The organism is Streptomyces sp. NPDC059917 (assembly GCF_042730635.1).
Classification (GTDB): domain Bacteria; phylum Actinomycetota; class Actinomycetes; order Streptomycetales; family Streptomycetaceae; genus Streptomyces.
On record NZ_JBHWLC010000041.1, the window covers coordinates 53560 to 76701 of the forward strand.

16 protein-coding genes, 1 tRNA gene and 4 pseudogenes are annotated in these 23142 nt (G+C 65.0%); 10 read left to right on the top strand and 11 right to left on the bottom strand.

Annotation, left to right across the window (positions count from 1 at the left end):
* Positions 1-190 precede the first annotated feature (190 nt).
* The 6 genes and pseudogenes from dndB to ACFWAR_RS23395 all read left to right on the top strand — a co-directional run bounded on the left by dndB (position 191) and on the right by ACFWAR_RS23395 (position 8133).
* Positions 191-1330 carry a DNA sulfur modification protein DndB gene (gene dndB, locus ACFWAR_RS23370; RefSeq protein ID WP_385780292.1) on the top strand — a complete coding sequence of 380 codons (1140 nt, stop codon included), beginning with the start codon at positions 191-193 and terminating at the stop codon, positions 1328-1330.
* Positions 1331-1434: 104 nt separating this feature from the next.
* Positions 1435-2931: pseudogene (dndC, locus tag ACFWAR_RS23375) on the top strand (DNA phosphorothioation system sulfurtransferase DndC); the annotation flags it as partial.
* Positions 2918-4948 carry a DNA sulfur modification protein DndD gene (gene dndD, locus ACFWAR_RS23380; protein ID WP_385780295.1) on the top strand — a complete coding sequence of 677 codons (2031 nt, stop codon included), beginning with the start codon at positions 2918-2920 and terminating at the stop codon, positions 4946-4948. The pseudogene dndC and the gene dndD, both read left to right, overlap by 14 nt.
* Positions 4938-5315, top strand: coding sequence for a DNA sulfur modification protein DndE (gene dndE / locus ACFWAR_RS23385; protein ID WP_385780298.1), 378 nt, complete (start codon positions 4938-4940; stop codon positions 5313-5315). Before dndD ends, dndE begins: the two co-directional genes overlap by 11 nt.
* A 126-nt stretch (positions 5316-5441) precedes the next feature.
* Positions 5442-7154, top strand: a complete 1713-nt coding sequence (locus ACFWAR_RS23390; protein WP_385780300.1) for a hypothetical protein — start codon at positions 5442-5444, stop codon at positions 7152-7154.
* A 13-nt stretch (positions 7155-7167) separates the two neighbouring features.
* Entirely contained in the window at positions 7168-8133 is a 966-nt protein-coding gene (locus ACFWAR_RS23395) for an HNH endonuclease (protein ID WP_385780302.1), read from the top strand.
* A 49-nt stretch (positions 8134-8182) separates the two neighbouring features.
* Here ACFWAR_RS23395 and ACFWAR_RS23400 read toward each other — a convergent pair whose 3' ends face one another.
* The 5 genes from ACFWAR_RS23400 to ACFWAR_RS23420 form a co-directional block, all read right to left on the bottom strand.
* Complete coding sequence (locus ACFWAR_RS23400) at positions 8183-8656, bottom strand: DNA phosphorothioation-associated protein 4 (RefSeq protein ID WP_385780305.1); 474 nt, start codon at positions 8654-8656, stop codon at positions 8183-8185.
* Complete coding sequence (locus ACFWAR_RS23405; protein ID WP_385780308.1) at positions 8656-10734, bottom strand: AAA family ATPase; 2079 nt, start codon at positions 10732-10734, stop codon at positions 8656-8658. The genes ACFWAR_RS23400 and ACFWAR_RS23405 overlap by 1 nt, the downstream gene beginning before the upstream one ends.
* Entirely contained in the window at positions 10731-10916 is a 186-nt protein-coding gene (locus tag ACFWAR_RS23410) for a hypothetical protein (RefSeq protein ID WP_366007843.1), read from the bottom strand. Before ACFWAR_RS23410 ends, ACFWAR_RS23405 begins: the two co-directional genes overlap by 4 nt.
* 61 nt (positions 10917-10977) lie before the next feature.
* The gene (locus ACFWAR_RS23415; protein WP_385780310.1) at positions 10978-13128 is read right to left on the bottom strand and encodes a DEAD/DEAH box helicase family protein; all 2151 of its coding nucleotides are present in this window, start codon (positions 13126-13128) and stop codon (positions 10978-10980) included.
* Entirely contained in the window at positions 13128-14909 is a 1782-nt protein-coding gene (locus ACFWAR_RS23420) for a hypothetical protein (protein WP_385780313.1), read from the bottom strand. The genes ACFWAR_RS23415 and ACFWAR_RS23420 overlap by 1 nt, the downstream gene beginning before the upstream one ends.
* A gap of 305 nt (positions 14910-15214) precedes the next feature.
* Between ACFWAR_RS23420 and ACFWAR_RS23425 the strand changes: the two are divergent.
* Positions 15215-15783, top strand: a pseudogene (locus tag ACFWAR_RS23425) (phosphohydrolase).
* On the opposite strand, the pseudogene ACFWAR_RS23430 reads toward ACFWAR_RS23425, so the two are convergent.
* Positions 15771-16023, bottom strand: a pseudogene (locus tag ACFWAR_RS23430) (NUDIX hydrolase); the annotation flags it as partial. The pseudogenes ACFWAR_RS23425 and ACFWAR_RS23430 overlap by 13 nt on opposite strands.
* A 1-nt stretch (position 16024) precedes the next feature.
* On the opposite strand from ACFWAR_RS23430, the pseudogene ACFWAR_RS23435 reads away from it, so the two are divergent.
* Positions 16025-16594, top strand: a pseudogene (locus tag ACFWAR_RS23435) (LacI family DNA-binding transcriptional regulator); the annotation flags it as partial.
* 701 nt (positions 16595-17295) lie between these two features.
* Here ACFWAR_RS23435 and ACFWAR_RS23440 read toward each other — a convergent pair.
* The gene (locus ACFWAR_RS23440) at positions 17296-18051 is read right to left on the bottom strand and encodes a hypothetical protein (protein ID WP_385780315.1); all 756 of its coding nucleotides are present in this window, start codon (positions 18049-18051) and stop codon (positions 17296-17298) included.
* A gap of 193 nt (positions 18052-18244) precedes the next feature.
* On the opposite strand from ACFWAR_RS23440, the gene ACFWAR_RS23445 reads away from it, so the two are divergent.
* Positions 18245-19084 (top strand): PE-PGRS family protein, encoded by an 840-nt coding sequence (locus ACFWAR_RS23445; RefSeq protein ID WP_385780317.1) that lies wholly within the window; start codon positions 18245-18247, stop codon positions 19082-19084.
* On the opposite strand, the gene ACFWAR_RS23450 is transcribed toward ACFWAR_RS23445, so the two are convergent.
* The 4 genes from ACFWAR_RS23450 to ACFWAR_RS23465 all read right to left on the bottom strand — a co-directional run bounded on the left by ACFWAR_RS23450 (position 19014) and on the right by ACFWAR_RS23465 (position 22585).
* Positions 19014-20654 carry a PE-PGRS family protein gene (locus ACFWAR_RS23450; RefSeq protein WP_385780320.1) on the bottom strand — a complete coding sequence of 547 codons (1641 nt, stop codon included), beginning with the start codon at positions 20652-20654 and terminating at the stop codon, positions 19014-19016. The genes ACFWAR_RS23445 and ACFWAR_RS23450 overlap by 71 nt on opposite strands.
* Before the next feature lie 194 nt (positions 20655-20848).
* A tRNA-Pro gene (locus ACFWAR_RS23455) sits at positions 20849-20922 on the bottom strand.
* Between the two features lie 39 nt (positions 20923-20961).
* The gene (locus ACFWAR_RS23460) at positions 20962-21642 is read right to left on the bottom strand and encodes a Pr6Pr family membrane protein (protein ID WP_385780322.1); all 681 of its coding nucleotides are present in this window, start codon (positions 21640-21642) and stop codon (positions 20962-20964) included.
* A gap of 4 nt (positions 21643-21646) precedes the next feature.
* Entirely contained in the window at positions 21647-22585 is a 939-nt protein-coding gene (locus tag ACFWAR_RS23465; protein ID WP_385780325.1) for a metallophosphoesterase, read from the bottom strand.
* A gap of 67 nt (positions 22586-22652) precedes the next feature.
* Here ACFWAR_RS23465 and ACFWAR_RS23470 point away from each other — a divergent pair, with 67 nt between their 5' ends.
* The gene (locus tag ACFWAR_RS23470) at positions 22653-23114 is read left to right on the top strand and encodes a GatB/YqeY domain-containing protein (protein ID WP_385780328.1); all 462 of its coding nucleotides are present in this window, start codon (positions 22653-22655) and stop codon (positions 23112-23114) included.
* Positions 23115-23142: the final 28 nt, after the last annotated feature.

Consider the following 23142-nt stretch of genomic DNA (forward strand, 5'->3'; position numbering starts at 1 on the left):
TCGGCTGACGCACAGCGCGGCACCTCAGAGTTGTCAACGCAGACATCGACGTACAACTTCCCGGGCAGGGGCACCCTTCGCTGGAGCCGGGCGTACCCCCTGACATGCCGGCGCGTCTTACGTACGTGAAGGTGACGTAACTTCGGCAAGCTTCGTACGTTAACCAGATGACGTACGCTAAGGTTGCCGGGTGGAGATCAAAGCAGCGACACCAGCGACCAGAGTCGTGGCTGCGCGCACCTCAACGGGGTTCGAGTACACGTTCCCTGCCATCCGCGGCATCCAGGCAGGGCGCGAGTACTACGTCTCGATGTGCCCTCTGCGCCTCATCCCAAAGATCTTTATCTTCGACGAAGATGAGCTCTCGCCGGAGCTGCGCGCCCAGCGGATCCTCAACAAGGGGCGCCTACCGGCGCTCACGAAGTACATTCTGGACAATCCAGGCGATTATGTCTTCAGCGCTTTGACCGCATCCGTCGACGGCGAAGTGGAGTTCGACCATCTCGGCTCCGACGGCAACGCGTTCCGCACCGGGCAGCTGCGCATCCCCATGGACTCCCGCTTCCTGATCAACGACGGCCAGCACCGGCGCGCGGCCATCGAGCACGCCCTCAAGGAGAACCCGGACATCGGCAACGAGACGATTGCGGTCGTCTTTTTCCATGACGCGGGGCTCGCCCGCTCACAGCAGATGTTCGCGGACCTTAACCGGCACGCGGTACGTCCGGCCCGGTCCATCGGCGTCCTCTACGACCATCGGGACAGCGAAGCCCAGGTCGCGCGCACACTGGCCGGCCAGTGCAAAGTCTTCAAGGGCTACGTCGAGATGGAGAAGAGCACCCTCTCAGCCCGCTCCCGGATGATGTTCACCTTGAGTGCTCTCTACTACGGCACCCAGTCCCTCCTCCAGGGCCTGGAGATCGAGGCAGGCGCCGCAGCCGAACTGGCGCAGGAGTACTGGGAGCACATCGACACGACACTTCCCGAGTGGGGGATGGTTCGCAAGCGAGAGCTCTCGGCACCCGAGATGCGGCGCGACTTCATCCATAGTCACGGAATCGCATTGCACGCTCTCGGCCGCATCGGAAATTCCCTACTTCGGGAATCCACGGCGCCTAGTAAGTGGAAACGAAAACTCTCCCCTCTGGAAAAGGTCGACTGGACTCGGTCGAATACAGACTGGGAGGGCCGCGCCATCGTCGGCGGCCGTGTTTCTAAAAGCCACCAAAATGTAACTCTTACAGTCACCTACCTGCGCAATCACCTGCGCCTCGGTCTCAGCGCCGAAGAGCAGCGGGTAGAGAACGCATACCTGCGAGGCGAAGCGTGAGTACCATCCCTCTGCAACTCGGCATCACGCCTGTCCGGCGGAAGCCGTTCGACGGGCAACCCCTCGAAGAGGTCATTGCCAAGCTCTCAGACGAGGTGCGTGAGCTCTACACAGCCGACCAGGTGCCCTGGGTCATCGGATACAGCGGCGGCAAGGACTCCACGGCAGTCCTTCAGCTCGTATGGAACGCCATCGCCGCTCTGCCGGCGGAGCAGCGCACCAAGACGGTCCACGTCATCAGCACCGACACCCTAGTCGAGAACCCCGTCGTCGCGGCGTGGGTGACGACCTCCTTGCAGAGGATGGAGAAAGCCGCCGCCGAGCAAGGCCTCCCCATCGAGCCTCATCGCCTCACGCCGGAGATCAAGGACACTTTCTGGGTCAACCTGATCGGTCGGGGCTACCCGGCGCCGCGCCCCAAGTTCCGCTGGTGCACCGAGCGCCTCAAGATCAAGCCCTCCAACTCCTTCATCCGGAATGTCGTGGCCGCACATGGCGAGGCGATCATGGTGCTCGGTATTCGTAAGACCGAGAGCCAGGCACGCGCCCGCGCCATGGAGAAGCACGAGAAGCGGCGCGTCCGTGATCGTCTCTCACCCAATGCAAACCTTCCCAACTCCCTCGTCTACAGCCCGGTCGAAGACTGGACCAACGACGACGTCTGGGAGTACCTGATGCAGAAGCCCAACCCGTGGGGCTACAACAATCAGGATCTCCTCACTATGTACCAGGGCGCCTCCGGCGATGGTGAGTGTCCGCTCGTGGTCGACTCGACCACTCCCTCCTGCGGCTCGAGCCGCTTCGGGTGCTGGACTTGCACACTCGTCGAGCAGGACAAGTCGATGTCGGCGATGATCCAGAACGACGAGGAGAAGGAGTGGATGAGGCCGCTCCTGGACCTCCGCGACAAGCTCGACGCCCCATTCGGCTACTTCGAAGAGGGCGAGGAAGGACTCCCCGCCGGCCGAAAGCTCCCGTACCCCCGCCCTGACCAGCCGGCCCGAGACTTCCGCCGAATGAACGGCAAGGTCATGGTCTACACGCGCCGGACGGACGGCGAAGAGGTCCCGATCCACGGCCCGTACCTGCAGAAGTTCCGCCAGGACTGGCTCAAGGATCTGCTGGACGCCCAGACGTGGATCCGCGCCAACGCTCCTGAGCACGTCAAGAACATTGAACTGATCACCCTCGACGAGCTGCACGAGATCCGCCGTCTCTGGGTCTTCGACAAGCATGAGGTCGAGGACTCCCTCCCCCGTATCTACAAGGAGTCCACAGGCGAGGAGTTCCCGGGCGGACCTCTGGACGAGCAGCTCGTCATGGGCGCGGACGAGATGGAGCTCCTGAAGGAGCTCTGCAGGGACGACGACCTGCACTACGACATGGTCCGCGAGCTGCTCTCTGTCGAGCGCAAATACCGGACAATGTCCCGACGCGCTGGCCTCTTCCAAGCCCTGGAGACCGCCGTAAAGAAGGGTTACTACGAGGACAGCGCCGACGCCATCGACTTCGCGCAGCGCAAGAACAAGAACGAGTGGTGTGAGGGAACGCAAACCCACCTGCCCCTGGACGAAGAAATCAATATCGATGCTCCTGCGTAAGATCACTCTCGAAGAGTTCGGGGCTTACCGCGGCACCCAGTCGCTGGATCTGACCACCAAGAAGAACAAGCCAATCGTCCTCATCGGCGGCCTCAATGGCTGCGGTAAGACGACCCTCCTCGACGCCATCCAGCTGGCGCTGTACGGGCCACGAGCGCGTTGCAGCGGTCGAGGCAGCAAGTCGTACGAGACATACCTCCGCGAGAGCATCAACCGGCAGGCCGACCCGACCCGGGGTGCGCAGATCATCCTGGAGTTCACGGTCACGGTGGACGGCACGGAGCACTATTACAAGGTGGTCCGCAGCTGGCACACCAGCGGCAAGACGACGCTCAAGGAATTCGTGAGCACGTTCGTCGATGAGGAGTACGGCTCCAGGGCGAAGCCGGGGCGACGCGTCGAGCCTGAGCTGAAGTACAGCCGGGTTCTCAGCCAGGAGTGGGCCGATCACATCGAGAGCCTGCTCCCCCTCGAAGTCGCCTCACTGTCGTTCTTCGACGGAGAGAAGATCGAATCACTCGCCGACCCCGAGCGCGCAGCATCGGTCATTGAATCGGCCATTCATTCGCTGCTCGGTGTCAGCACCGTCCAGCAGCTCCGTACGGACCTGCTCGCACTCCAGCGCCGGCAGAAGCTGTCGGACGAAGAGCAGCACCTGATGGACCAGATCCACGCGGAGGAGCAGGAACGGCAGGCGGCCGACGCCGCTCTGGAGGACGCAGAACAGCTGGCCTCTCAGCGTAACAGCGAGCTCGGCAAAGCTCGGCGCACTCTCGAAACACTGGAGGCTGCCTACAAGCAGGAGGGCGGAAACCTCTTCGAGCGTCGCGTCGAGATCGAGCGCGAATTCGCGCAGGTTTCCGCTCATCTCGCCGAAATCCGCGGCTCTCTGATCCAGTTGGCTACAGGCCCGCTTCCGCTCCTCATGATGGGAAGCCACCTCACGGAGCTGCGCAAGCAGGCTGGTCGTGAGCGGACGGCAGCCGAGTCCCACCAGGTACTGGGGGTCCTAGAAGAGCGTGACCAGTGGCTACTGGACATGCTCCCTGTCGAGGCGAAGGCCGCCGTAATAGAGAAGCTGGAGGCTGACCGCACCAAGCGCGCCAAGTCCGCCGGCCTCAAGGTAGATCTCGGCCTCTCCCCGGACACGCTCCCCCAGCTGTCTGCACTCGACGAGGCACTAAGTCGCGATAAGGCACGAGCTGCCGAGCTCCTCCAGCAGGCTGCGGAAGCCGCCGAAGAGCGTGTGCAGCTGGAGCGACAGCTGGCGGGTGTACCGGCCAAGAGCAAGGTCGAGGCCGTTCAGAAGGAGCGTGAAAACCAGCTCCAGGAAGTCGCACGGCTGGAGCGGGAGCACGAGAACAGCCTCAACAACGTCGACGAGTTGAAGCGCCGCCTCGAATACGTCTCCGCCTCCCTGCAGCGTGCCCACGAAGAGTTCGTCCGCACCAAGGTGAAGGCTGAAGAGGTCGAGCGGATCATCAAGTACTCGGAGAAGGCCCGGAAGACACTGGAACAGTTCGGCGATGCCCTTCTCAAGCGGCACATCAGCCGCCTCGAGGTAGCAATGCTCACGAGCTTCCAGACCCTCATGCGCAAGCAGGGCCTGGTGAACGACCTCCGCATCGATACCGACAAGTTCACGCTCACCCTGGCTGACACTGATGGAGAGTTGATCGACCCCGGCCGTCTCAGCGCGGGCGAGCGCCAGCTACTCGCTATCTCCCTCCTCTGGGGCTTGATGAAGGTCGCCGGCAACCACCTCCCCAGCGTCATCGACACGCCGCTTGGCCGGCTCGACAGCCGCCACCGTGAGCATTTGGTGGACCGATACTTCCCATACGCCAGCGGCCAAGTCCTCCTCCTCTCCACCGATGAGGAGATCGACGAGTACCTGCTTGGCCGCCTCAAGAAGTCCGTCGCCCACACCTACACCCTGGTCCACGACGACACCACCTTCACCACCAGCATCGTCGAGGGTTACTGGTGGAACGTAGGAGCCAGCAATGTCGCTTGAGAACATCCGCCTCGCCACCGCAAGTAAGGACCGCCTGAGCCGTCTGAAGCGCACCACCGGCATCACCCAGTGGAACGTCTTGTGCCGCTGGGCCCTGGCGCTCTCCCTGGCGGATGCCTCTACCCCCCTGGTCCGTGAGGTCATCACCGACTCCAACGTCGAGATGTCCTGGAAGACCTTCGCCGGACCCCACGGCGACCTCTACCTCGGCCTGCTCAAGCAGCGCTGCGTGGCCGACGGACTGGAGCCGACGGACGAGAACGTCTCCAAGATGCTGAGGATCCATCTGGCGCGAGGGATCGGGTACTTGGGGGCACACAAGGAGATGACGGCGATCGAGGGGCTGATCGGGGCAGCTACGAAGTGACCGTGGCTACAAGGGGGTCGCGCCTGCTCAAGCGGCCCCCTTCGCCATACCAGAACTTGCCCCCGAGTGACACATTGCACATGTAAGATCCTCCATGCCGCTCAACATAGCCCAGGGGGAAGAGGCATGCCCGAGGAGAAGTTCGAATACCCGGTATACGTCTCGCAGGAAACCGCGAGCAGTAAGCCGCTGTTGCTCTTCTCGGCCAAAGCCACCGACATCGATCGGTGGGTCGGCGTCCCTCAGCGTCGCCGACTCAGCGACAGCGAAACGGTCGGCTGGCAGCGGGAAGAAAACCAAGGACGGCTGCGCGAACTGGCCAAGTTCTTCAGCGAAGAACGAAATGTTGTTCAGAACCCGCTCCTCGGTGCCCTTCAAGACCCTACGGCCGTCAGCTTCAGACCCAACTCTGAACAGCCCAAGTTCGGTACCCTGACCATCCGCACCGAGTCGGTGGAGAATCTCACCCTGCTCGACGCCCTCGACCTCGTATGCGCGCGGCTAGAGGAGCGGGTCCCCGCTCTCCGGGAGCAGCAAATCGACGCTGCCCGCCGCCGGAGAGTTCTGGACCAAGCCCGGCAGCAGAGCGAGTCCGTGCAGCAACACTTTCCCGAGGAGGAAGAATCTGACCAGGAAGACTCGGAAGTCGACTTCTTCGCTATCGACCCCGAGGCCGTCGATCCGGATTCTGATCTCGCATCTGCCCTCCTCATCGAAGAGACTCAGATCCTCGATTTCTACCTGGAGTTGAAGATAAGGGCATCGATCCTTCGAGAGATGCCCCCTTCGCAGCGCCCTGATAATCTGGCCGGCTTCAACATCGATGCTCTGCTCAGCTATCTGCGCCCCGTAGTGCTGGTGGATGGGCAGCATCGTTTGCATGGAGCCGTCCGTGCCGCAGAAGATTTCGCAAACTCCAAGGAAGGGATGGAGCTGGCGACCGCTGAGGTCGACAGTGGAGCCGAACCCGACCTAGCCCACAGGCGAGTCCTCGAATCGAAGGCCCGGCTCCTCCCTATCTCACTCTTGCTTGACTCCAGCCCCTCGGAACATGTCTTCCAGTTTGTAGTGGTGAACCAGAAAGCCACTCCCATGCAACCGGCGTTGCTCGGTACCATCGTCTCGACTTCCCTCTCAAAGGAAGAGACGGAACCCGTCGCAGATCGGCTACGCCGCGCCGGCATCCCCTTCGACGACTCCCAAGCCGTTGCCTACATGACCCGCTCCAGCGAGAGCCCTTTCATGGGGCTAGTGCAGACCGGCATCGGTGGCGACGCCAGCAACCTACTCAAGTGGACGGTTCTGAAGTCTCTCACCTCCATCTTCCGTGAGCTAAAGGGAGGAAAAATCTTCGGGGGAACCGTCGATTTCGCTGACGTCTGGCGCCGGAAGCATTTCGAGAGCTCCAATCTGGTTTCCGTCGGAACCACCCTGGAAGAGAAATACAAAATCTGGAAAGCCCCGGATGGCCCTTGGCGTGACGTCGCAATTCGATTCTTTTGGGAGATCAGGAATCGATTCGGCGATGACGACCAGAACGCCAATAACGCCTGGGGAAGCACCACATCAAATCTATACAATAAGATCCATCTGACGATCCTGGCCGCCGACTACTTCCAGTTCCTCACCGAGCGCAAGATGACCTTGCATTCCGTCGAGGATGTCAACTCCACCGTTCAGTCTTGGCTCGAAGATGTAAACAATCAGTACTTCAACCGAGATTGGCGCGTCGGGCTGAAGAAAGACCAGCGGGCAGTCCGTGAGAAGTGGGCAAAAGTCTGGGTTGAGTACCGCAAGGATCCGGAGCGCCTTCCGCGTGTAGAAAACTACACGCCCTGATCGAGGGCTCACCATGGACACCCGCACCTTGGCCTCATGGATCACTGTAGCCCAGGAAGCCTTCAGCTACCCCTGGGAAACAGCCCCGATCCATGCCCTCGCTAGAGAGTCGGTTCCCCAACACGCGCACGGCCCGCTGGGGTGGCTACTCAAGTCTGACATCAATTCCACCTGGGCTCTCTGGTACATAAATGGAATCGTCGATACTGCAGCCTACGAGATCGACACCAGATTGAGCTACGCCCATTTCTATAGAGAAGTGCGGGATACCCTCCAGGAAGATCACAGAGGCACGCCTTGGGACGAGATCGCCCACCTGGCAAAGGTAGTCGCTCAGACAGCATGGCCCGAGATTGAATTCCGCCGGAGCATCCACCGAAGAAAGCTCACAAAGAAGGAACGCAGCGAGATTTGGAGCAGTCAGCCAAACCCCCGATGCTACCTTTGCGGATACCTGTTCACAGCTGCGGCAAGAGATAGGTTCCTGTGGGTACCCGATGCGCCACAAGTAACCCCTCCAATCGCAGTTGATTTCGTTCGGCCACGTGGGCTCAGGCCAGGAGATCTCCTGCCGGAGGTGGATCACATTCGCCCCGTGGCCATCGGCGGAGAAACCTCCATGGGCAACTTGAGGCTTGCCTGCGGATGGTGCAACCGCAAGAAGTCTTCACATATCGATCTCTACGGAACTCCGTCCGCGTACGCGGGCACATTCGACCATCCAAACATGGGCAGGATCAGCGTTCCTCGCCCACTCTGGGTCGTTCGACTCGTAAAGATGCGGGGGCGCTGTGAGGACTATTCTGGATGCAGAGCAAACATCGAAAATGCAGAACTATTCGTAGCCCCACGACGTCTGTCCGGGGCAATCAACCCCACTAACTGTGCTGTCTACTGCGACAGCCACGACCCGTGGCGCAATCAACGGTTCGTGGGAGCGAAAATCTACGCACAGAACTTCCAGAAGAGTCGATTTTGATTTGGTGGGGTGTGTCCCGTCGAAGACGGGACACACCCCACCAAGGCAACTACCAGTCCAAATCGGCGCTTGCCAGGATGTCGCCCACGTCGTCCTTCTCTTCCGTCGGAGGTGTCTGAAGGCCCTCGAGGACGAGGTTCGAGATGATCGAATCGAGGTCCTGGTCGGACTGACGGTTTATAAGTGTCTGCAGGTGGGACAGGCCGGCGTTCGCGTATTCCTCGAAGATGAGGAGCCGCTCAGGCTGGCGGTCGGCGCTGAGGATCTTCGGGTCGTCGGGGCACTCGACGGCTCCGAGCATGTCGAGGAGCACCTCCCCGTAGTCCCGGCTCTCCATGAGCGCGAGGCGGATCGGCTCGTCAGCCTGGTCGAACGGCTTGCGCTCGCCTCGGCGGCGGCCGAGCAGCGCGGCGAACATCATCGCCTCGACCATGGTCGCGAATGTCCCGGTCTTTCTGTCGGCGAGCTTACCGAGCAGCTCCTCATGCTCTTTGGGACGGCGGAATCGGTCCGTGTAGGCCATCAGAGGGTCACCTTCTCCAGAACAGTGTGCTCGAAGTCGCCGTGTGACACGTACGGAACCTCACGGTTGTTGACCACGATCGTCTCTTCACCCGCCGACTGGTTCGGCGTATAAGAGCGCAGTACGTACATCTGATTGGCGGCCTGCTGGAGATTCTCCAGAACCTTGCCCCGCGCCTGCGACTGCGAGAGCAGGGTGATGATCTGGGATGTCAGCGCCGGCAGGGCCTTGGAGATCTCTTCCTGATATGTCAGGTCGAGGCTGCCGAAGGGGGCATCCATGACAACCGGGTAGACACCGCCGCTGCCGGTCTCGATTGTCGCCTCCCCCCTATTCTTCTTCCGGGCACTGATGTTCCTGGCAACCTCGGAGACCGCGCCGACGAAGCTGAGACCGAGGATCTGGTTCTCACCGGTGGAGCGGATGGCCACTCCGCTCGCGGTGTGTAGCTCCAGCTCGAAGTCGTCATTCAGCTCGGGTACGTAGCTCTTGATGAAGATCCGGGAGAAGACCTCCTTGACCTGCTTGTCGAGCTGGTCGCGGACCTCCTCGGTCTTGATCTCGAGGATCTCCTTCAGCGCGGCACGCACCTTCTCGACGAGCTCGACCTGCTTCTGAACTTTGCGGGCCTTCTCGCTCTTGACCTCAGCATTCCGGTACTGACGGCCTGTGGCCTCTGCCTCCTGCTTGATCGAGGTGACCTTGTTCTCAGCCTCCTTGTGTGCGACGCGGGCGTCGGTCTCCTTGGAGGCGTAGTTCTTCCGGCGCTCGATGAGGCGCTGGACGTCCTGGATGTTCACCCCCTCCAGCTGCCGATCAACATCAGAGCGTTCGGCTTCCAGCTCGCTGATCTCGACGTCTGCCTTCTGAATGTCGGAAGCGTTGAGGGTGAGCTGCTCCAGGATCTCCTGGCGCCTCTCCTCCAGGTTCTTCATCTTGCCGCTGACCCGCATCCAGCTCTCCTGAACGTCCTCGAGACCGGCGTTGTACTTGCGCTTGTCCAGCTCCTCGTACTCCTTGGTCCCCTCGCGGACCTCTCGGCCGCACATGCACAGCTGGGCCTCGAGGATGTCTTCGATGAAGCTGCGCTGGATGCCTGCGGGCAGCTGGCGGCGCTCTCGCATCTCGTCCGCGAGCTCAATCACCTTGGTGTCGATCCCACTGGTCAGAGCCAGGAAGCCGTGCCGTGACAGCAGCTCGCGCTTGCGGCTCTTGTACTCCATGTGTCGGTCGTGCGCGGCCTTGATCCGGCGGGTCAGTGAGTCCCGCTTCTTCTGGAGCGGCTCAGCCTCCCTGTTCTGGAGCAGGGCGCGGTCAATGGATTGGACTTCCTTCTGGAAGGCGCTGATTTCGCCTGAGAGGCGCAGCATCTCTGCCACCTCTTCCTTCTCGCGGGTGGCGAGGTGGTCCATATGGTCGGACAACTGCTTCAGCCTGCTGTCCTCCTTGGAGCCGATCTCGCTGGCGAGCTTTCGGGACACCTTCGGCAGATCCTCCAGCGCACGCTCGATGGCCTCCAAGTCCAGCAGGGTCTTGATGGCCTTCTGGACCTCCTGGTTCTTGCCTTCGCCTTCCCGCTTAACGTCGCCGGAGAACATTTTCTCCATGCGCTCACCGTTGAAGAAGAAGAACTGACGCAGGCCCTTGGGTAGGATCTTCTCGATCCGGTCCTGGCCGTTGAGGATGCTCTGGGCTTCGCCGTCCATCCCGATCTCCGTGACCGTCAGCTCAGGCTCGACTGGCTCCTGCTCCGCCTTCTCCTTGATAACGGTGACGTGCCGGACCACGGAGAACCGGGTTCCGTCGTGCTCGAAGTCCAGCCGAACCGAGGCCGTGATCGCCTCCCCGAACGCCGTGTCCGCCCATGCTTTGTCGTGAATGACGCGATGCTGCTGTTCCACGTCTTCTGAGAAGGTGCCGTAGAGGGCCCAGGCGAACGCGTTGAGCAGGGTGGTCTTGCCGGCACCATTGTTACCGAAAATGAGGACGGCGGGCTTGCCCTCCTCCACAGACAGGTCGAGAACCTGCTCACCGTAGAAGGCCCGGAAGTTCTTCAGCGTCAGCTTGAGCAGCTTCACTTGGTCAGTTCCCTCACGGCGTCGACAATCTTCGGGACGACCTTGGTCGTCTCCCTGATGTGGATGTTCTCGGTCTCCAGGTCGATGACCTTCTGGACGAGGATCTTGGCTTCCCGCGGCAGCTCGCTCAGGACGTCGCGCACCGTTCGTGCGGGAGGCTGGCCGGCTGTTTCGTCGCTCACGGGTTACTCCTGGTTCGAGGTAGGGGGTGCGGAGGAGAAGGTGGGTACTTGTAGTGGGGGCTCAGGTGTCGAAGAGGCCGTAGCGCTCGCGCACGGGGCGGAGGACATTGAGGGTGTCCCCCTCGTTGTCAGCAAGGTGGGCGAACTCTTCGACGCGAGCCAGCTCGCGACGGAGCAGACTGCGTTCGGTCTCGTACTGCATCGCCTCCCCGCCCACAGGCGGCACGACGACGAAGTCGATGATGTCCGCGCGCTGCTTGCCGGGCGCCTTGCGCAGGACGCGGCCGCGGCGCTGAATGAACTGTCGGGGGTTGGAAGAACTGGACAGGAGGTAGGCGGTCCGGGAGGCCGGGACGTCCACACCTTCGTCCAGGCAGCGCATGGAGGAGATGACCTGGAGTTCGTTGTTTTCGAAGCGGCGCAGGATGTCCAGGCGGGCCGAGCGCTTCGTCTCCGAGGTGTAGCGGGCAGCAGGCATGTGCAGCTCGTTACCGACCATTTCCATGACCTGGTCAATCTGGCGCGGGCCGTCGGTGCCGTATTCGTAGAGAAGGGGGTGCTTGCCCTCGGCGCAGTAGATCAGCTGGTGGCTGGTGTACCGGCGCCTCTCGATCTCCGCGTGGAGGATCTCCAGCTTGCCGCGGGCGTGGCCGATGATGTCGGCGCGCTTCTTCAGAAGTCGGCCGAGTGGGCTGTCCCGGTCGGCGGTCTCCTTCAGGTCTGTGCCGGCCGCGATCAGGCGGGCGATCTTCGCACTGGTCTCTGCGTACAGCTCGGCTTCTTCATCGTCCAGCTCCACGAGGATGGGCGTGTAGGTGTAGCGGCACAGGGCCCTGCGGCGGATGGCTTCGCCGATGCCCATCTCGAAGACGACTCGGTCGAAGTAGTCGGTTAGGGCGTTGGTGCCCTCCTCATCGAACCAGCGCTCCGGGGTGGCGGAGAGGCCGAGGCGATACTGGGCCTTCTCCGGGAGGCAGGTACGCAAGTGCGCGGCGCCGAGGTTGTGGGCCTCGTCCGCGATGAGCAGGAGGTGCCCCCGATAGGAGCTGAGCAGGTTCTGGAAGGCATCGCCGCCGAAGGTGGCGTTGGTGGTGACGATGACGCCGCCTCGCGTACCGCCGAGGGCGATGTTCTGGAGCAGGCTGTGAGCGCGCGGGGACCATTTGCTGGTCGCCTCGTACGCTCGCAACGGTGTCACGCCGAACCACTCGATGTCCTTGGCCCATTGGTCAACCAAATGCTGGTACGGGGCCACGACGACGGTGAGGAGTGCGGCGGATGCATCGTTCTTCCGAAGGAGCGTGCCAAGTTGGGAGGCAGCGGAAAGTGCGGTCAGGGTCTTGCCTGTGCCTGTGGCCATTCGGAGGATGCCTCGGCACTGGTTGCGGAACCAGTTCTGGACAGCTTCCTTCTGGTAGTCGCGAACCTTCAGGCTGGGCGGGATCGCAAGCATGCCAGGAGAAGGCAGCGGCGTGGTGCGGATGGGGGTTCCGCCGGCCGGGAGGTCGTCCAGGTCGTACTGGTCGGCGGTGGCCCGGGCGCTGCGCTCGACGATCACCTGGGCGGCCTCGGTGAACGGGATGACGCGCAGCATCTGCGTGCGGTTCTCCCAGAGGTCATCGAAGTCCTTGCATATGCGGGCGGCCCGGCGTGCATCGCTCGGGTCCCAGCTCCGATAGACCTCGATCGCCTCGAAGTTGCCGACAAGACCGGAGCGGGTCTCGTTGGCGCTGCCCTTGAAGGCGATGACGTCTCGGCCGTCCCGGAAGACACCGATCTTCTCGTGGTACATGCCGACGCGGCCACGCTCTTCGACATAGGCCAGCTTGAAATCGACTCGGTTCTCGGCGACCAGTTGTCCGAGCTTGCCGAGACCGCGGGCTGCCCGCGCGTCTTCGACCGCCTGCTCCAGGTCTCGGAGGGCAGCACGCTGGAGAACTTCGCGCAGCTCGTAGCCGTCCTCAATGTCCTTGATGTCGGCCGGGTCAAGGTAGGGGGAAGCGATGATCCGCATGGTGCCGCCGCGCACGGTGAACTCGTCGATTCCCTGCCCGAGCGTGGCGATCACCGACGCAGCGAAGTAGCCCACGGCCCGGTCGTAGGTGGTGGAGGCGGCAAGGGCAGGCAGGTAGAAGTCCTCGACCAGGTTGTTGCGGTCGCTGCGGTAGTCGGACCCCGCGCCGCAGTCGCGGAGGAAAGGGGAAGCCGCCATCAGATCAACCCCAGGTGGTCCATGAGGTCGTCCACGTCGGGGGCCTCATCGACGGGGCGGGGCTGCTGCTCGGCCGGCGCGTCGGTCTCAGAGGTGCGGGCTGCGGGGACAGCTGATTCCTCAGAGCCAGTGTCCAGGTCTTCACCTGTACGGCGGACGACCCCTCCCCGTGCCGTGAATGGCGCAATGGACATGGCGGCCCGCAGGCTGGACTCCTGGATGTTGAAGTCTCGGCGGAGAATCGCCACGACCTTGTCTACCTCAACCTGGCCGCCGTGCGCATCGACCATGTCAGAGATCAGTTCCTTGATCGGCTTGTACACCGGGAGGTGCCACTCGGTCAGCGCCCACTGGTTCCGTTGGCTCCGGCTGAAGCGGGCATCCCCTTCGATCTGCTGCCGGAGATACTGGATCCCGATGGTGACGCCCGTGCGCTCCTTCAGCTCCTCGACAGTCAGCGGGGTGTCCGCCTCACGCAAGGCGGCCTCCACCTTGTCGAGGCGCTCGCGCTCACGCTGAAGCCCGCCGTGCGAGCCGATGCCGCCGGCAGAGCCGGTTGTCGAAGCGGACGCTTCTTCTTCTCGGGAGGAAAGTCCCTGGGGCGGGATTGCTGCAGCGGAGGGTGCAGTCGTGTCGGAACCGTCCTGGAGGCACCAGGCTCCCCTGACCGTGATCGCGAAGCGTGCATCAGTGAAGAGTGCCTCTGTCACTTCTCCCTCTGTCACGACTCCGTCCAGTGCACCCTCGATGAGCGAGGTGCTCATGCCCTCATGGCAGCCTTCGAGGAGCTGCGCGATGAGGTCTCCGGGCGACGCCTCCAGACCCGCTCCGCTGGCATCTGCCAGCGTGCCTGTAATGGGAATGAACCCGTCACTCTCTGCTTCCTTGCTTTTGACTTCTTCGGTCGCACTCGAAGTACTATTACCCTCCGTAGTATTGCGCTCCGCGGAGGTTTCTTCGCCTCGCACTGCCCGCCGCCGCTCCGAATCGGTGGAGCGATCCGGCACAACCCAGCCCTCGCCCGCCGTGAAGGTGGCGTCGCGGAGCATGCGCGAGACCACTCCAAGCTCCCCGTCCGTCGTCTCCGCCTCACCGAGAAGGTCACCGAGAGTAAGAATGCTCTCGCCGTTTTTATCTACTAGGAGGACGGACAGCCGCTCGACCAGCTCACCAAAGACGACAGCGGTCTCAGTCGGTTGGGGCTTGGAGCGAGTCGACAAGATCTGGTTGCCCTCACAGTAAAGACCGCAGTGGATCAGCCACTGACGCAGGGTGTCGAGATCGCTGGGGACAGGCACCTGGCGTGCGTCGAGAAGAGCGGAGGCTGTCGACAGGCTCATCACCTCGTCGACATCAAGATCAAGGGCTCTTACCGTGGCGGCGCCACACTCTTCCAGACTGTCCATGAAGATCCACTGTCCAGTCGGGGAGGTAGTTGCGTCCAGCCAGCGCATGCCGGTGAACAGGCGGAGGACGGTGAGCCTGTCCCCAATGTTCTCGCCAAGCCAGGCGTGGCGGTCCAGAAACGAACTGACGAGGCAAGGTTTCCGCAGGGCAAGCTCCGCGTGCTCTATCCAGGCACGGAGTATCGAATCCCCCTCGACACTGCGGTTGAACTCGTCCATGAGGAAGTTCCGGCACTGCCGCGCAGTCTCCCGAAGAAGGGCATGCCGAGAAGCAAGTTCGCCTAGCGGAACCGGAGCCTCTGCGCAGAAGTGCCGCAGGACGAGGTCCCGGTTGAAGCTGCTGAGCCCCTTGTACCAACGGTCGAATGCGTTCATGGCCTTCAGAGGTAGGGGTGGACGATGGTCAGCGCGCTGGGAGCAGCGCCTCATCACACGCGGCGATCGGGTTGCCGGTCATCGCGCGTTGAAAGGCGTCATTGGGTTGTCGTTCAGAGCACCCCTGTGCCTCTTCCTCCCTCCTGGTACACCAGCGACAGCGCTGATCCTTCCAACCGTACGGGCGACGCCTTGAACTGATCCATTGTTCCCTGAACTGCAGCAGACGCGGGACGGTGGCCGCGGGTCCTACAGCCTCACGCCCGCCTCCCTTCGCGCGGCGAACCCCGGGCAGGGAGCGCGGCATGGGTGATCTAGTCGAAGAATGGGCAACGAGACTGGCGGCAACCGAACTCAGTCCCGCGCTCCCAAGTCGGTGGGCGCATAGACAGGGAGTGGCGGAACGTGCGACCGAGATCGGACAGGCCCTCGGCAAGGACGCCGGACTGCTCGTCGCCACCGCCACACTGCACGATGTCAGGTAGGCGCCGCGCTTGGCCACGACCGGGTTCCATCCGCTGGAAGCGGCCCGCCCGGTTCCTTCGCGACGAGCACGAAGCCGACGAGCGGCGGGTGCGGCTGGGCGCGAACCACTGGTTTGCGCTCCTGGAGGCCGAGGCGCGTGGGCTGCGGGAGGAGCTCTCGAGCGAGTTTCCCCTTGTTGGAAGGGCCGCTGCTAGTGGAAGCGCTCGTCTACTGCGACATGACGACCACGCCCGACGGCGGCCGGACCACCGCGGAGGAGCGTGTCGCGGAAATCTTAGGCCGCTACGGGGACGACAGCGTAGTCGGGCAGTTCATCAGCCGGGCGGCGCCGGAGATCTTTGCCGCCGTGGGTCGGATGGAGGCCACGCTGGCGGCTCAGCCGAGGTAGTGGTAGGTGCCGGCGAGGTAGTCGCCGATCTGCTGGCGCATGCTTGGGTGGATGTCGTACTGGTCGAGCTCGGCGGGCCGGATGAAGCGGACGCCGTCGGCCTCGTCGTTGATTGTGGGCTCGCCGCCGACGGAAGCGGCCGATGTAGGTGTTCTCGTACTGCTGGCGGATCTCGCCGGCGGTGTACGCCACGATGTGGCGGGGGTTGGTGTAGACGCCGAGGAAGCCGGTGATCTCGGCAGTGTCCAACGTCCTCAACCACCCCGACCGCGTGCGCGAGGCCACCCGTACCCGCGTCGAACTCGCCATCGCCGAGCTGGGCTTCGTACGCGGCGGTGCGCCCTCGGAACACGCCGCACACTGGCGCCGCAACGGCTTCGCCACCTGGCTTTTCCACCCGGCGACGACGGGCTGGTACCCGAAGAAGGCACCGCAGGAGCCCCGTCCCGTTCCGCTCCTCGGCGACCCGTTCCCGGGCATACCGGTCCGAGGTCGCAACGCCCAGGGTCGCGCCGACGCCTGCTGGACGGCTATCGCCAGGGGCCTCACCCCGCACGGCCTACGCCACTCCCACCGCACGCTCATGGAGGACCTCGGCACGGAGAAGGTCCTCATGGACGAACGCATGGGCCACATCGACGGCTCGGTCTCCGCCCGCTACGCCCACGTCACCCCTGGCATGCGCCAACGCCTCATGGCCGGCCTCACGCAGCAATGGGAGGCAGCCCTGGATGCTCGCTTGTCGATGACACCGAAGTCTCCGGTGCGTGCACTCGACGCACTTCTGCGAGCTCGATCTGCTGGGCGATAGCCGACAGGTGAGTGCCGCGCTCGGCGCTCGTCCGCAGGTCTGCGGGACGCATCCGGCAGGACGTCAGCTGATCTGGAGACCCCGGAGTTCGTCCACCGACAGGCGTGCTTCCCGACCGGCGGCGTCCGCCTCGAAGCGGATGCCCTCGGCCCGCAGGGGTGTCCGCGCGTGCCGGGTCGGGCCACCGGAAGCCGTCGCTGACGACCCCCGTGGCGGTGAGCACACGCCAGGCGTTGGGGCACTTGCCGCAGGTGGCCAGGTGGTTGCCGACCGGGACGGCGTGGCTGCCGATCACGGTGGCCACGTCCCCGTAGGTCGTCCACCGGCCGGAAGTGACGGCTTCCAGGAGGGTGTGCAGACCCGACCAGTCCTTGCTCGTTCCGCTGTGCTGCCTTGCCAGGCGAGCGAGGTCGGTGCCCTTCAGGGCCGCCCACTCACCGGGGTCGACGGTGTCGGGGACGGGGTCGGTATCGACGTCCCACCAGGTCGTGCCCTGTATCCCGTCGGCCTTGCGGCCGGTCACACTGGTGAAGACATGGTTGGCCAGCCCGGTCGGCGTGTACGACTTGCCGTCGGCGTCCCAGGTCAGCGGCGTGGCGGGGTCGTTGCTCCATGTGACGCTCGCGCGCCTGCCGTCCTCATCCGCCCAGGTCCTGATGTCCTCGCGGACGGATTTCGGTGCGCCGTCCCTCGGTACGAGCCTAAGCCGGGCCCCATCGGGCAGCAGCCCGGCGTCGACGAGGACGTGCATGGCGTTGCGGGCGCGTGAGCGTTCCTCCAGTTTCTGGGCTGCGGCCTTGGCCTCGATCCGGGCCGGAGCGAGCGTGAACTCCTCGACCTCCGGGGTCGGATAGACCTTGGTGAATCCGGCGACGAGCTGTCCCTTGACCTTCCAGAGGCCGGCCGACCTCGATGAGGTCGATGTCGAGGTTCATCTCCGACAGCCACACGACGGTGTGGGTGACCTGCTTGGGGAAGCCGGCGGCGATGATCACCTGTCGGGGGCGCTGGAGCAGTTCCGGACTCCAGTCCCCGTCCACGTGGTTCAAGAGGCGCTGTCGGCACTCGTCGAGTTCGACGCTCTCGCCCCTGCCCTTCAGGAAGTCGCGGTGTGCCTGGGCCAGTGTGTCAATGTCGAACCGGGACACCAGGGCGGCGTAGGTGATCGCCTGGAGGTGGACGTCGCGGTCGGCGGTACCCCGCTTCAGCTCGACCACCACGAGGCGCCCGGTGGCATCCAGTCCCAGGACGTCCAAGCGGTCGCGCGCTGGCACCCCGTCCGTGTCGGTCCACCGATCGAACTCGGAGGTGATCACGAACACCGATTCGCCGAGGACCTGAGGGTGCGCGATCACCCACTCCTGGAGGTGCTGCCGTTTGAGGAGGCCTTCCGCTGCCAGCGTGGTCGGTGAGACCGGCGTGGCCGAGCCCCCGTCGACGGTGAAGAGATGATCCACGCTGTCCCCCTGCCTCAGTCCGTCAGCCCGGCGCTCCCACGCCGACTACCCCGAGCCTACGGGCGGGTTGTGACACGGGGCACTCGCTTTGCGGTAGATCACGGATGGCCTGGGAGGCGATTCCGACGTCGGTCCCCGGCGAGATCTCGTGGATGGGCACACGGCGGTGCCGTCGGCCTGGCTCAATGGAGTCATGGAGATCGGGGAGTGCTGGGCCTATCGGGCCAGGCCGAAGGAACTGGGCGGTGCCCTACGCCAGGTGGAGATCGTCCGGATGGGCGCCTCCGGCAGGTCAGGAATCCACGTGCGGTTCCTCGACGGTGATGAGGCCGGACTGCAGGAGTGGGTCAGCGCCAGCTGTCTGCTCGTGCTCTGGGCTGACGCCGACGCCTTCCGCGCGGATGACACGGCAGAGCTCGGCTTGGCCGAGGCGTCGAGGGAGGTACGGGGCAGCGCCGAGTTCGAGGCAGCGCGGATGATCCTGGGCTTCGTCCGCCCCAAGGGGCGACTGCGTCTGCGCAAGGCGGTGGCGGACGCGGGTGTGCTGGAGCTCGGCCACCTTGACGAGATGGCGCCGCTCGTCGGCATGGACCCCGCCGACCTTCGCGGCGACGCCATGGTCCACGAGGACCGCAACGGCCTCTGCCTGGTGGGCTGGCCGATCGCCGAGCGGATCGCGCGGCAGGTGGCCCAGCGCCTGGCCGAGGAGGTCCTGCCGGAGGTGGACCGCCGTCAGCAGGCCGTGGACGAGGAGCGCGCCCGGCCCTCCTGGCACTCGTACCACCGCCGGGACGACCGGAAGCTGGATGCAGAGGCGGCCGCCCTGCGCACGGTCCGGGAGTGGTGCGGGGAGGAGAAGGCCGAGCGCTACGACGAGCTCGTCGCCCTACGCGCCGAGGTGCTGCGACTCGGCGAACTGGTCGAGCAGGCGGTGAAGGCGCTTCGGGACCGTGGGCACGGCGTCATCGCCTCCGCCATTGAGCGCGGCCTTGGGGTCCATATCTCCAGCCTTGGTCCCGACGTACGTCGTTGAAGCCGTCGCGCCACCGCTCGGGCTCCGGCTTGGGCGGTGTGGGCTCCACCGGTGGCTTCACCTTCTCCGGGCGGTGTGGGTGCCAGCCGTCGAGGAACGGCCGCAACTCGTCCCCCGTCGGCTCGGCGTGGAAGTTGCGGACACCGAGACCCTTCCCGTTCAGGGTGGGGTCCAGGCGGTCGGCCTCCGCCCTACCCCACGCCGACCACTCCCGGAGCCGCTCGGCCTCGAAGGGGTCCTCCGTCTGGGCGGCGGCCTCATCCAGCGCCGTGCAGAAGGTCCGGATCTCTCCTGCGGCTCGCCACTGTTCCAGCGCGGTGCCGAAGTGTTCGGCCCGAGCCGCGTCCACCGCCTTGATCGAAGCCGTGCCGACCGCGGCCTCCCACTCCCGTTGGGCGCGCTCTTGCCTTTCGGCTTCCAGTCGGCGGTCCTCGGCTTGCTGCCGTTCCCGCTCGTCCCGGAGCCGCCGCTGTTCGGCCTCCTGCTCAAGCCGGGCCCGTTCTTGCTCATCGGCCCGGGTCCTAAGCGCCCGGAGTACCGAACCGATCTGGTCCTCAAGCGGCTTCTTCTCGGTGTCGGCCCACTCCTTCTTCCAGCCGTACTGGTAGCCCTGTTGCTGGGCGAGGACCATCTCCAGTTCCCCGGACGGCTCGAACCGCTGTGCCGTCACGACCCGCTGCCAGTCGTATGTGCGGCGGCGGCCCTCCGGCTTTGGCACGTACCGGACCTGCTTCTGCCGTTCCTTGAAGGTGATCTCGTACGTACGGCCATGGATCGTGAGCAGTGGCCTCGGCTGCCTGCGCTTCTTGGACACGGTGATCTCTCCGTGCAGGGGGAGGGCCTGCTCGGCGATGAGACGGAGCAGGGACAACACGCGAGGAAGGACTCCCTCGGAGATCTCGAAGGCGCTGTGGTCCGCGGTCACGGCAGCGAGGACGTCGTCCACGTCGGTGATCACACGACTGCGAGCCAGGCGGATCCGGTTCCACTCCGTGTCGTCCTCGCCGGTCACCCGGAGCAGCCCCAAGAAGAAGTCGCCCTTGGTCCGCCCGCTGTACTTCAGGTGGTACCCGGCCGGCGCACACTGGTGAGCCGCGTCGAATGCCCTGCGGTAGCGGGCCCGCGTGGCCTCGTCCGGGTTGGGGACTCGGAGGAAGCGGCCGGCCTGCTGCACCTCGGTGATCAGCGCCCGTCCGATATCGGCCGGAGAGGGCCGTGGAGTCCCAGCGACGCGTTGTGCCGGGGGCTTCTGCTCGGCAGCGGCCTTCTGCTCGGTGGCGCGGTCGGATTCCTGCTTCTTGGCTCCGGGCGTCGTCACCGGGCGGGTCTTCCGTGGTGCCGGCTCAGGCCGGTCGGGGTGATGGCCGTGCTGGAGGTAGAAGCGCCCGACCTCGGTGATCTCTGCCTGCCATCTCCCGCCCTCCTTGGGCATGGCGATGTGGCCCCGTTCCTTCAGGGCTCGGGCGGTGAGGGCGAGTTCGGGGGTCTCCGACGTGACAGGTTCGACGCCCTCCCCGATCCGGGTCAGGAGGGCGAGCTGGCGATCGTTGAGGGGTGACCAACGGTGCATGTGATCGTCGTACCGTCGGCGCTCGTGCCGGCACAAGCCATGCGGTGAGCTTTCCGGATGGACGGCGCTCGGCCCGGCTCCCGTGGGAGCCGGATTTCGAGGTCGGCTCCCAGATGGCTCCCAAGACAGGCCCGTAAACGCAGGAAGGGCCTGACCCGCGATGCGGATCAAGCCCTTGACCTGGTCTTACGAAGTCGGGGTGGCGGGATTTGAACCCACGACCTCTTCGTCCCGAACGAAGCGCGCTGCCAAGCTGCGCTACACCCCGATCGCCGCCCCGGCGGTGTTGCTGCCCTGGCGACATCGATTACTTTAGCGGACCGTCGCCCGGAGACGAAATCCGGTTTTCACGGGGCGCCAGCAAGGGTGGGCGGAAGCGGTCGGCCGCGACCAGGGCCTGACCCAGGGCGTAGAAGAGGAGACCGAGGACGAGCCCGTTCACCGCGACCCGGGCGTAGCCGTACTCGGCCACGTCGAGGAAGGGGTAGGTGTACCGGGTCTTCGTGCCCGGCGCCAGCAGGGCGCCGCGGACCAGGGCGAAGGTCAGGTACGCGGCGGGGAAGGCCAGCCACTGCGCCGCGTGCCGCGGGCGCAGCGCGCGCGGGGTCGTCAGCAGGAGGAAGTCCAGGGCGGCGCCGATCGGGGTGACCGTGTGCAGCAGTTGGTTGGCGACGGCCCGGGCGCCGGTGAGCCGGTCGAGGTCCTCGACCACGTTGAAGGGGCTGGACGGGTTGTCCAGCACCAGGTGGAAGACCAGCCCGGTGATCAGGATGAAGAGCAGCACCCCGCCCCGCCACAGCGGGTCGGGCGCCGGGCGGCGCTGCCAGGTGCGCACCGCCGAGAGGCCGAAGACCACCGCCACCAGGATGTTCGTCCAGATGGTGAAGAAGCTCAGCACGACGGGAACGCTGCCGTAGACGCACTCGATCACCACGCCCGCGGCCGCGGCCAGGGCGATCAGGGCGCGGAAGAGGGCCGTGGCGATCACGCGGTCAGGCCGCGGCCGTCAGGGTGAGCAGCGTCGCCTCCGGCGGGCAGGCGAAGCGCACCGGGGTGAACCGGTTGGTGCCGCAGCCCGCCGAGACGTGCAGGTACGAGCGGTGCCCGCCGCTCTCGTGCGTGGAGAGCCCCTTCACCCGCTTGGCGTCCAGGTCGCAGTTGGTGACCAGGGCCCCGTAGAAGGGGACGCACAGCTGCCCGCCGTGCGTGTGCCCCGCGAGGATCAGCGGGTAGCCGTCCGCGGTGAAGGCCTCCAGCGCGCGCAGGTACGGGGCGTGCACGACGGCGAGCGAGAAGTCGGCGTCCGCCTCCGGGCCGCCGGCGACCCGCTCGTAGCGGTCCCGCTTGATGTGCGGGTCGTCCAGACCGGTGAAGGCCAGCTCCAGCCCGTCCAGCTTCATCCGCGCCCGGGTGTTAGTCAGGTTCAGCCAGCCCGCCGCGTCGAAGGCGTCCCGCAGGTCCTCCCACGGGTTGTGGACGGCGCCGACGACCGGCTTGTTGCCGTTCAGCCCGTGCCGGCCCTGGACCTTCTCGATCAGGTAGCGCCCCGGATTGCGCAGCCGCGGCCCGTAGTAGTCGTTCGAGCCGAAGACGTAGGCGCCCGGGAACTCCATCAGCGGGCCGAGCGCGTCGAGCACCTCCGGCACGCCCTCGGTGTCCGAGAGGTTGTCGCCGGTGTTGACCACGAAGTCGGGCCGCAGCCCCGCCAGGGACTGGAGCCAGGCGCGCTTCTTGCCCTGGCCGCCCACCATGTGGATGTCCGACACCTGGAGGACCCGCAGGGGCCGCATCCCCCGGGGAAGGACCGGGACGGTGACCCGGCGCAGCCGGAAGGACCGTGCTTCGAAACCGGCGGCGTAGGCCACTCCGGCGACTCCGGCCGCGGCGATGCCGGCGGTGACCTTCAAGGGGATTCCGTAACGCGCGTGCATGGGCCCATCGTCGCAGACCGGGAAAACCGAAGGGCGCCAGCGCCCCCGCACCTGGCAGACTCGACCCATGACCACGCTCAAGGCCACGCTCAGGGAAGACCTCACCACTGCCATCAAGGCGCGCGACGAACTCCGCTCGTCCACGCTGCGACTGACCCTCACCGCCATCACCAAGGAGGAGGTCGCGGGCAAGGAAGCGCGCGAGCTCTCCGACGACGACGTCCTCAAGGTGATCGCCAAGGAGGCGAAGAAGCGCCGCGAAGCCGCCGAGGCCTTCGCGCAGGGTGGTCGCACCGAGCAGGCCGCGCGCGAACTCGCCGAGGGCGAGCTGCTCGACGCCTACCTGCCCAAGCAGCTCAGCGACGACGAGCTGGCCGCGATCGTGGCGTCGGCCGTCGAGGAGGCCAGGGCGGCGGGTGCCGAGGGGCCGCGCGCGATGGGCGCCGTCATGAAGATCGTGAACCCGAAGGTCGCCGGGCTGGCGGACGGCGGGCGCGTCGCCGCCACCGTCAAGAAGCTCCTCGCCTGACCGATCGGACGACGACGTGAAGGAGCTG

Excerpts from the sequence above, each read along its gene's own strand:
- ACFWAR_RS23450 (WP_385780320.1), bottom strand. The coding sequence starts at position 20,654 with ATGCACCGTTGGTCACCCCTCAACGATCGCCAGCTCGCCCTCCTGACC.
- dndD (WP_385780295.1), top strand. The coding sequence starts at position 2,918 with ATGCTCCTGCGTAAGATCACTCTCGAAGAGTTCGGGGCTTACCGCGGC.
- dndE (WP_385780298.1), top strand. The coding sequence starts at position 4,938 with ATGTCGCTTGAGAACATCCGCCTCGCCACCGCAAGTAAGGACCGCCTG.
- ACFWAR_RS23415 (WP_385780310.1), bottom strand. The coding sequence starts at position 13,128 with ATGGCGGCTTCCCCTTTCCTCCGCGACTGCGGCGCGGGGTCCGACTAC.
- ACFWAR_RS23465 (WP_385780325.1), bottom strand. The coding sequence starts at position 22,585 with ATGCACGCGCGTTACGGAATCCCCTTGAAGGTCACCGCCGGCATCGCC.
- ACFWAR_RS23400 (WP_385780305.1), bottom strand. The coding sequence starts at position 8,656 with ATGGCCTACACGGACCGATTCCGCCGTCCCAAAGAGCATGAGGAGCTG.
- ACFWAR_RS23470 (WP_385780328.1), top strand. The coding sequence starts at position 22,653 with ATGACCACGCTCAAGGCCACGCTCAGGGAAGACCTCACCACTGCCATC.
- ACFWAR_RS23445 (WP_385780317.1), top strand. The coding sequence starts at position 18,245 with ATGGAGATCGGGGAGTGCTGGGCCTATCGGGCCAGGCCGAAGGAACTG.
- ACFWAR_RS23395 (WP_385780302.1), top strand. The coding sequence starts at position 7,168 with ATGGACACCCGCACCTTGGCCTCATGGATCACTGTAGCCCAGGAAGCC.
- ACFWAR_RS23420 (WP_385780313.1), bottom strand. The coding sequence starts at position 14,909 with ATGAACGCATTCGACCGTTGGTACAAGGGGCTCAGCAGCTTCAACCGG.
- ACFWAR_RS23390 (WP_385780300.1), top strand. The coding sequence starts at position 5,442 with ATGCCCGAGGAGAAGTTCGAATACCCGGTATACGTCTCGCAGGAAACC.